The organism is Shewanella sp. SG41-4, assembly GCF_014164505.1.
In the GTDB taxonomy this organism is placed as follows: Bacteria; Pseudomonadota; Gammaproteobacteria; order Enterobacterales; family Shewanellaceae; genus Shewanella.
Genome location: NZ_JACJFI010000209.1, coordinates 1 through 7,546 on the forward strand (window position 1 = coordinate 1; position 7,546 = coordinate 7,546).

Consider the following 7,546-nt stretch of genomic DNA (forward strand, 5'->3'; position numbering starts at 1 on the left):
GCCGCAGATGCTGCATTAGGTGCATCGGGTATTGCCAATAAAGATTTGTACATGGCCGGATTGGGTTTAGGGGCTAATGTAGGCATTATTTTACCCTTTGGCCGCAGCCAGGAGTCTGAAGCTGATGTTGTCGGTCTTGAGCTAATGGCCAAAGCGGGTTTTAATCCAGCTCAAAGTGTTAATTTGTGGCAAAATATGGCTAAGGCTGGCGGCGCTCAAGGGCCGGAACTGTTATCGACTCACCCGTCACACAGCCACCGAATTGAAGACTTGCAAGCGGCACAGAAACAAGTGATGCCGCTTTATACACAGGCAAGAAAACAGTCTTTGACTGAGTGTAAAATTGCTCACGTTAAATAGCGTTTTTTGCCAACATTTACGAGGTTTATTGTGATAAACTCTCGTGCGAATTTTTTATGTTTATTGAGAGAAAATTATTATGTCAGATTTGTTCAGCACTATGGAACAGCATGCTAGCTACGGTGTAGGTCGTCAAATGGGCGAGCAACTAGCAGCAAATTCTTTTGAAGGTATTGATATCCCTGCTGTTCAAGCTGGTCTTGCTGATGCATTTACCGGTAAAGAAAGCGCAGTATCAATGGAAGAGCTTCAAGTTGCATTTACTGAAATTAGTCGTCGTTTACAAGAAGCACAAGAGTCTGCTGCAGAAGCTGCTGCTGCTGAAGGTGAAACATTCTTAGCTGAAAACGCTAAGCGTGACGATATTACGATAACTGAGTCTGGTCTTCAATACGAAGTGCTTGTGCAAGGCGACGGTGAAAAACCAACCTACGATTCAACGGTACGTACTCATTACCATGGTACTTTCATTAGTGGTGATGTATTCGACAGCTCTGTTGCTCGTGGACAGCCAGCTGAGTTCCCAGTATCAGGTGTTATCGCTGGTTGGACTGAAGCATTACAGTTAATGCCAGTTGGCACTAAGCTTAAATTATATGTACCGCATCACTTAGCTTACGGTGAGCGTGGAGCGGGTGCTTCAATCCCGCCTTATTCAGCTTTGGTCTTCGAAGTTGAATTGTTAGAAATTATCTAATTATAAAAAACGCCTAAGTTAACTTAGGCGTTTTTGTATATGCTGTTTTTGTGTTTACCTTTAGTTAACACTGGGAGAATTATATGACTGCAAAAGTGAGAATTGCTGTAGTTGGTGCCAGTGGCCGTATGGGCCGTACACTGATTGAATCTGCTAAACAGCAACAAGTGATAATACTTGGAGCAGCTATTGAACGTTCAGGTTCAAGCCTCATCGGTATTGACGCTGGTGTACTTGCTGGTGTTGGCGCGATGAATGTTGCCATTACCGATTCACTGGATAAAGTGGTCAACGACTTTGACGTATTAATTGACTTTACTTCACCAGAATCTTCGATTGTTCATCTTGATTGGTGCGCAAAAAATCACAAAGCCATTGTTATCGGTACTACAGGTTTCAACCATGCTCAAAAAGAGCAAATTAGTGCCTATTCAGAACAAGTTCCCGTGGTGTTAGCACCTAATATGTCTGTTGGTGTGAACGTGATGTGGAAGTTACTCGCACTTGCTACAGAAGTGATGGGTGATTATACCGATATCGAAATAATCGAAGCACATCATCGTCATAAAAAAGATGCTCCGTCAGGTACCGCACTTAAAATGGGCGAAATTATAGCCCAAACATTAGGTCGTGATTTAGAGCAATGTGCAGTATTTGGACGTGAAGGCATTACCGGTGAGCGTGATCCTAATACCATTGGTTTTGCAACAGTTCGTGCCGGTGACATTGTCGGTGAACACACTGCTATGTTCGCTGACATAGGCGAGCGGTTAGAAATAACCCATAAAGCATCGAGTAGAATGACCTTTGCTAATGGGGCTATGAGGGCGGCTTTTTGGCTCTCAGATCAAAATGCAGGTCTGTATGACATGCAACAAGTATTAGGGTTGAACTAGATAATAAAAACACCATTCGTTGGTGTTTTTTTTTGAAAACAATCCTACAAAATATAGACGTAAAAACGAATTTCTTATACAATCGCTAGAATTTGTCAAAATTTCGTAAATTAACGAAAATTGATATTTTAGTACAAAATAAAAACACATAATTTTAAGTGGCTTGGCTCTTTTCTGGAGGTCGCGTTGACACAGTCTGCCTTACTCGTACTCGAAGATGGATCAGTATTCTCTGGCACCGCAATTGGTGCTACCGGTATCTCTGTTGGTGAAGTGGTATTTAATACTTCAATGACAGGTTATCAAGAGATCCTTACAGATCCTTCATATTCACGCCAAATAGTAACATTAACCTATCCTCACATCGGTAACACAGGTACTAATGATGAAGACACAGAATCGGATTCGGTTCATGCATGTGGCTTAATTATTCGTGACTTACCGCTTATGGCGAGTAATTTCCGCAACCAACAATCATTAAGCGATTATTTAAAAGCGAATAATGTAGTTGGTATTGCTGATATTGATACCCGCAAACTAACTCGAATTTTGCGTGAAAAAGGCGCCCAAGCCGGTTGTATTATGGTCGGCGACCTAGATGAAGCGAAGGCACTGGCAGCCGCGAAAGCGTTCCCAGGGCTAAAAGGCATGGATTTAGCCAAAGAAGTGACTACCGATAAAGCTTATACATGGCGTAACGGTAGCTGGAAATTAGTCGGTGGTTTACCGTCTGAAACACCAGCAGCGGAACTTAAATATAAAATTGTCGCGTACGATTACGGTGTAAAACGTAATATTTTACGTATGTTGGTTGACCGTGGTTGTGATGTGACGGTAGTACCAGCGCAAACACCTGCTGCAGATGTACTTGCCATGAACCCTGATGGGATTTTTCTGTCAAATGGTCCTGGCGACCCTGAGCCATGTGATTATGCTATTACTGCTATCCAGCAAATATTAACCACTGATATTCCAGTGTTTGGTATTTGTTTAGGTCACCAGTTACTTGCATTAGCCTCTGGTGCGAAAACCTTAAAAATGAAGTTTGGTCACCATGGTGCAAACCATCCAGTGAGCAATGTTGAAAATGGTCGCGTGATGATAACCAGTCAAAACCACGGTTTTGCTGCTGATGAAACCACATTGCCAGCTAATATCAAGGTGACGCATAAGTCGTTATTTGATGGTTCATTACAAGGTATTCACCTAACGGATAAACCAGCATTTAGCTTCCAGGGACACCCTGAAGCGAGTCCTGGGCCAACCGATGCCGCACCGCTGTTCGATCATTTCATCGAGCTAATTGAACAATACCGTCAGCACGCCAAGTAGTTATCTGGGAGAAGACAGAAGCAATGCCAAAACGTACAGATATAAAAAGTATTCTTATCCTAGGTGCCGGACCAATTGTTATTGGTCAGGCGTGTGAGTTTGATTATTCAGGTGCGCAAGCTTGTAAAGCACTTCGTGAAGAAGGCTATCGCGTTATTCTGGTCAACTCTAATCCAGCAACGATTATGACCGACCCTGAAATGGCCGATGCAACTTATATCGAACCAATTCATTGGGAAGTGGTACGCAACATCATCGCCAAAGAACGTCCAGATGCAATTCTACCGACAATGGGTGGGCAAACTGCACTGAACTGCGCACTTCAGCTTGAAGCAAAAGGCGTACTAAAAGAATTTAATGTTGAAATGATTGGTGCTACAGCGGATGCGATTGATAAAGCTGAAGACCGTAGTCGTTTCGACAAAGCGATGAAATCCATTGGTTTAGACTGCCCGCGTGCGGGTATTGCTCATAACATGGATGAAGCTTATGGCGTATTAGATATGGTGGGCTTCCCTTGTATCATCCGTCCGTCTTTCACCATGGGTGGCAGTGGCGGTGGTATAGCCTACAACAAAGAAGAGTTTGAAGAGATTTGTTCTCAAGGCTTGGACTTGTCGCCAACTAACGAATTATTGATTGATGAATCATTAATTGGTTGGAAAGAATATGAAATGGAAGTGGTTCGTGACCGCAACGATAACTGTATTATCGTGTGTACTATCGAAAACTTCGATGCGATGGGTGTTCACACAGGTGATTCAATTACCGTAGCACCGGCACAAACGCTAACCGATAAAGAATATCAATTAATGCGTAACGCTTCGATAGCGGTATTGCGTGAAATTGGTGTTGAAACCGGTGGCTCAAACGTACAATTTGGTATTTGTCCTGATACTGGCCGTATGGTCATTATTGAGATGAACCCTCGAGTATCTCGCTCATCAGCATTAGCGTCTAAAGCAACGGGTTTCCCGATTGCTAAAATCGCGGCTAAATTAGCCGTTGGTTTTACGCTTGACGAGCTAAGCAACGATATTACTGGTGGTAAAACACCTGCATCGTTCGAGCCTGCTATTGATTATGTTGTTACCAAAATTCCACGTTTTAACTTTGAAAAGTTTGCCGGTGCAAATGACCGTCTAACGACTCAAATGAAATCTGTGGGTGAAGTAATGGCCATTGGCCGTACTTTCCAAGAGTCATTACAAAAAGCGTTACGTGGCCTTGAAGTGGGTCGTAACGGTTTTGATTCTCTGGTTGATTTACAATCACCAGAAGCGATGCAACGTATACGTCATGAATTAAAAGAGCCAGGTTGTGACCGTATTTGGTATATAGCCGATGCATTCCGTGCAGGGTTAAGCCGCGATGATATCTTCACTCTGACTAACGTTGATCACTGGTTTCTCGTTCAAATCGAAGATTTGGTTACCCAAGAAGCTAAAGTGGCTAAGCTTGGTATGTCAGGTTTAGAGCAAAACTACTTACGCCAATTAAAACGTAAAGGTTTCTCTGATTTACGTTTAGCTGATGTATTAGGTGTGAGTGAAGGCGAAATTCGTAAACTACGTCATCGCTATGAAATTCACCCTGTTTATAAACGTGTCGATACTTGTGCCGCTGAATTCTCAACGGATACGGCTTACATGTACTCAACGTATGAAGAAGAATGTGAAGCTAACCCATCGAACCGTGACAAAATCATGATTCTGGGTGGTGGTCCTAACCGTATCGGCCAAGGCATTGAGTTCGATTATTGCTGTGTTCATGCTGCATTAGCGCTACGTGAAGACGGTTATGAAACCATCATGGTTAACTGTAACCCTGAAACGGTATCAACCGACTACGATACATCTGACCGTTTATACTTCGAACCTGTAACGCTAGAAGATGTGCTCGAAATTGTGCGTATCGAAAAGCCAAAAGGCGTAATCGTACAATATGGTGGTCAAACTCCGCTTAAACTAGCGCGTGAATTAGAAGCAGCAGGCGTACCTATTATCGGTACTAGCCCTGATGCGATTGACCGTGCTGAAGACCGCGAGCGTTTTCAACAAGCGATTCAACGTTTGAACATGAAGCAACCAGAAAATGCGACAGTGACAACAGTTGAAAATGCTGTGATTGAAGCTGAAAAAATTGGTTATCCGCTAGTTGTACGTCCGTCCTATGTGTTGGGTGGCCGTGCGATGGAAATCGTATACGACAAACAAGATTTACTACGCTACTTCAATGAAGCGGTTAAAGTATCTAATGCATCACCAGTATTACTTGATCACTTCTTAGATGACGCGATTGAGGTGGATATTGATGCTGTATGTGACGGTGAAACTGTCGTTGTTGGCGCCATTATGGAGCACATTGAACAAGCAGGTGTCCACTCTGGAGACTCTGGTTGCTCATTACCGCCTTACACATTGAGTGCTGATATTCAGGCTAGAATGCGCGACCAAGTGTCTAAATTAGCTTTTGAATTAGGCGTGATCGGTTTGATGAATGTGCAGTTTGCGGTTAAAGATAACGAAATCTATATGATTGAAGTTAACCCGCGTGCCGCTCGTACAGTACCATTTGTGTCTAAAGCGACTGGCGTGCCGCTAGCTAAAATTGCAGCACGAGTGATGGCTGGCCAAAGCTTGATTTCGCAAAACTTTACTAAAGAAGTCATTCCACCTTATTTCTCGGTAAAAGAAGTGGTATTACCGTTTAATAAGTTCCCAGGAGTTGATCCGCTATTAGGCCCAGAAATGCGCTCAACCGGTGAAGTAATGGGTGTGGGTGATACTTTTGCTGAAGCTTATGCAAAAGCACAGCTTGGTGCGACATCTGAAGTGCCTAAGTCGGGCCGTGCGTTATTATCTGTGCGCAACAGTGATAAAAAACGCGTTGCTGATTTAGCTTCTAAGTTGATTGAGTTGGGTTATGAAATAGATGCTACTCATGGCACTGCCATTATATTAGGTGAAGCAGGGATTAATCCTCGCTTAGTTAATAAAGTGCATGAAGGTCGTCCACACATTCTTGATCGTATCAAAAATGGTGAATATACCTACATTGTTAACACTACGGAAGGTCGTCAAGCAATTGAAGACTCACGTCAGATCCGTCGTGGAGCATTGCGCTATAAAGTGAATTACACTACGACATTAAATGCTGCTTTTGCGACGTGTTTAGCGCATTCTGCAGATGATCGAATCAAGGTGACTTCTTTACAAGAGTTACACAAACGCATTAAAAGTTAATTTTTATTGTGCGTTAACGATTAAGGTCGCCTTTTGGCGACCTTTTTTATGACATTTTGATGATGGATGACTAGCAAGTCTTTAAAAGCTTAGGTAAGCTATCAAACATCATCAATAAGATGCATCCTAGATACGCACGCTAAGTCGATTGCGTACTTCCAACTGAATTTTTACTGTGTTGACTTATCGTCAGCACGGGATGCTTTTGTTTTTAAAGGAGACAAAGACATTATGAGTAAGGTCCCAATGACAGTAGTTGGCGCAGATCAATTACGTAAAGAACTTGAATTGTTAAAGTTCGATCGCCGTCCAAAAATTACTGAAGCAATTGCTTCAGCACGTGAGTTAGGTGATTTAAAAGAAAATGCTGAATATCATGCTGCCCGCGAAGATCAGGGAATATGTGAAGCGCGTATTCGTGACATCGAAGGCAAGTTATCTAACGCTCAAATTATTGACGTCACAAAATTAGAAAATACTGGCCGAGTTATTTTTGGTACAACAGTGACTATTTTGAACATAGATACTGATGCTGAAGTGACATATCGCATAGTGGGTGATGACGAGGCGGATATTAAACAAAATTTAATTTCAGTTAATTCACCGATTGCGCGTGGATTAATTGGTAAAAGTGAAGGCGATGAAGTATCGATTACCACTCCTGGTGGCTTGACTGATTATGAAATCTTAACGGTTAAATATCTTTAAGTTTGGTGAGCAAACTAGTGTGTTTTATGTTTAGCAGTATATTTTAGCTATGGTATTAAACTAACTGCTTAAGTATTAATCATACTGTTATGCTCACCCAATATTGATATAAATGACTAATAGCCTGACATAGCACTAAATAGAATACTGTTTAGTGCTTTTTTATACCCACCATAGACATAGTTAGTGTATTAAAGCTCATAAAACATGTAAAAAGATTAATTTGCAGATTAAAGGTGCAATAGATACTATCGTCTCAGTTTACATTGTTGCTACATTTACCGTATGGGTAACAATATTAATTGAAT

General features: G+C 42.1%; 6 protein-coding genes. All 6 read left to right on the top strand.

The genetic code is table 11. From position 1 onward, the window contains the following. The coding region (locus H5202_RS16070; RefSeq protein WP_182772967.1) for a M48 family metalloprotease at positions 1–360 on the top strand (360 nt) is incomplete at its 5' end. Between the two features lie 79 nt (positions 361–439). Next, positions 440–1,057, top strand: coding sequence for an FKBP-type peptidyl-prolyl cis-trans isomerase (locus H5202_RS16075; protein WP_182772968.1), 618 nt, complete (start codon positions 440–442; stop codon positions 1,055–1,057). An 83-nt stretch (positions 1,058–1,140) separates the two neighbouring features. Continuing rightward, entirely contained in the window at positions 1,141–1,953 is an 813-nt protein-coding gene (dapB, locus tag H5202_RS16080; protein WP_182772969.1) for a 4-hydroxy-tetrahydrodipicolinate reductase, read from the top strand. Positions 1,954–2,127: 174 nt separating this feature from the next. After that, entirely contained in the window at positions 2,128–3,285 is a 1,158-nt protein-coding gene (gene carA, locus H5202_RS16085; RefSeq protein WP_182772972.1) for a glutamine-hydrolyzing carbamoyl-phosphate synthase small subunit, read from the top strand. 23 nt (positions 3,286–3,308) lie between these two features. After that, on the top strand, positions 3,309–6,530 hold the full coding sequence (carB, locus tag H5202_RS16090; RefSeq protein WP_182772970.1) for a carbamoyl-phosphate synthase large subunit: 3,222 nt from the start codon (positions 3,309–3,311) through the stop codon (positions 6,528–6,530). 231 nt (positions 6,531–6,761) lie between these two features. Continuing rightward, entirely contained in the window at positions 6,762–7,238 is a 477-nt protein-coding gene (greA, locus tag H5202_RS16095; protein ID WP_182772971.1) for a transcription elongation factor GreA, read from the top strand. Positions 7,239–7,546 lie beyond the last annotated feature (308 nt).

Excerpts from the sequence above, each read along its gene's own strand:
- greA (WP_182772971.1), top strand. The coding sequence starts at position 6,762 with ATGAGTAAGGTCCCAATGACAGTAGTTGGCGCAGATCAATTACGTAAA.
- H5202_RS16075 (WP_182772968.1), top strand. The coding sequence starts at position 440 with ATGTCAGATTTGTTCAGCACTATGGAACAGCATGCTAGCTACGGTGTA.
- carB (WP_182772970.1), top strand. The coding sequence starts at position 3,309 with ATGCCAAAACGTACAGATATAAAAAGTATTCTTATCCTAGGTGCCGGA.
- dapB (WP_182772969.1), top strand. The coding sequence starts at position 1,141 with ATGACTGCAAAAGTGAGAATTGCTGTAGTTGGTGCCAGTGGCCGTATG.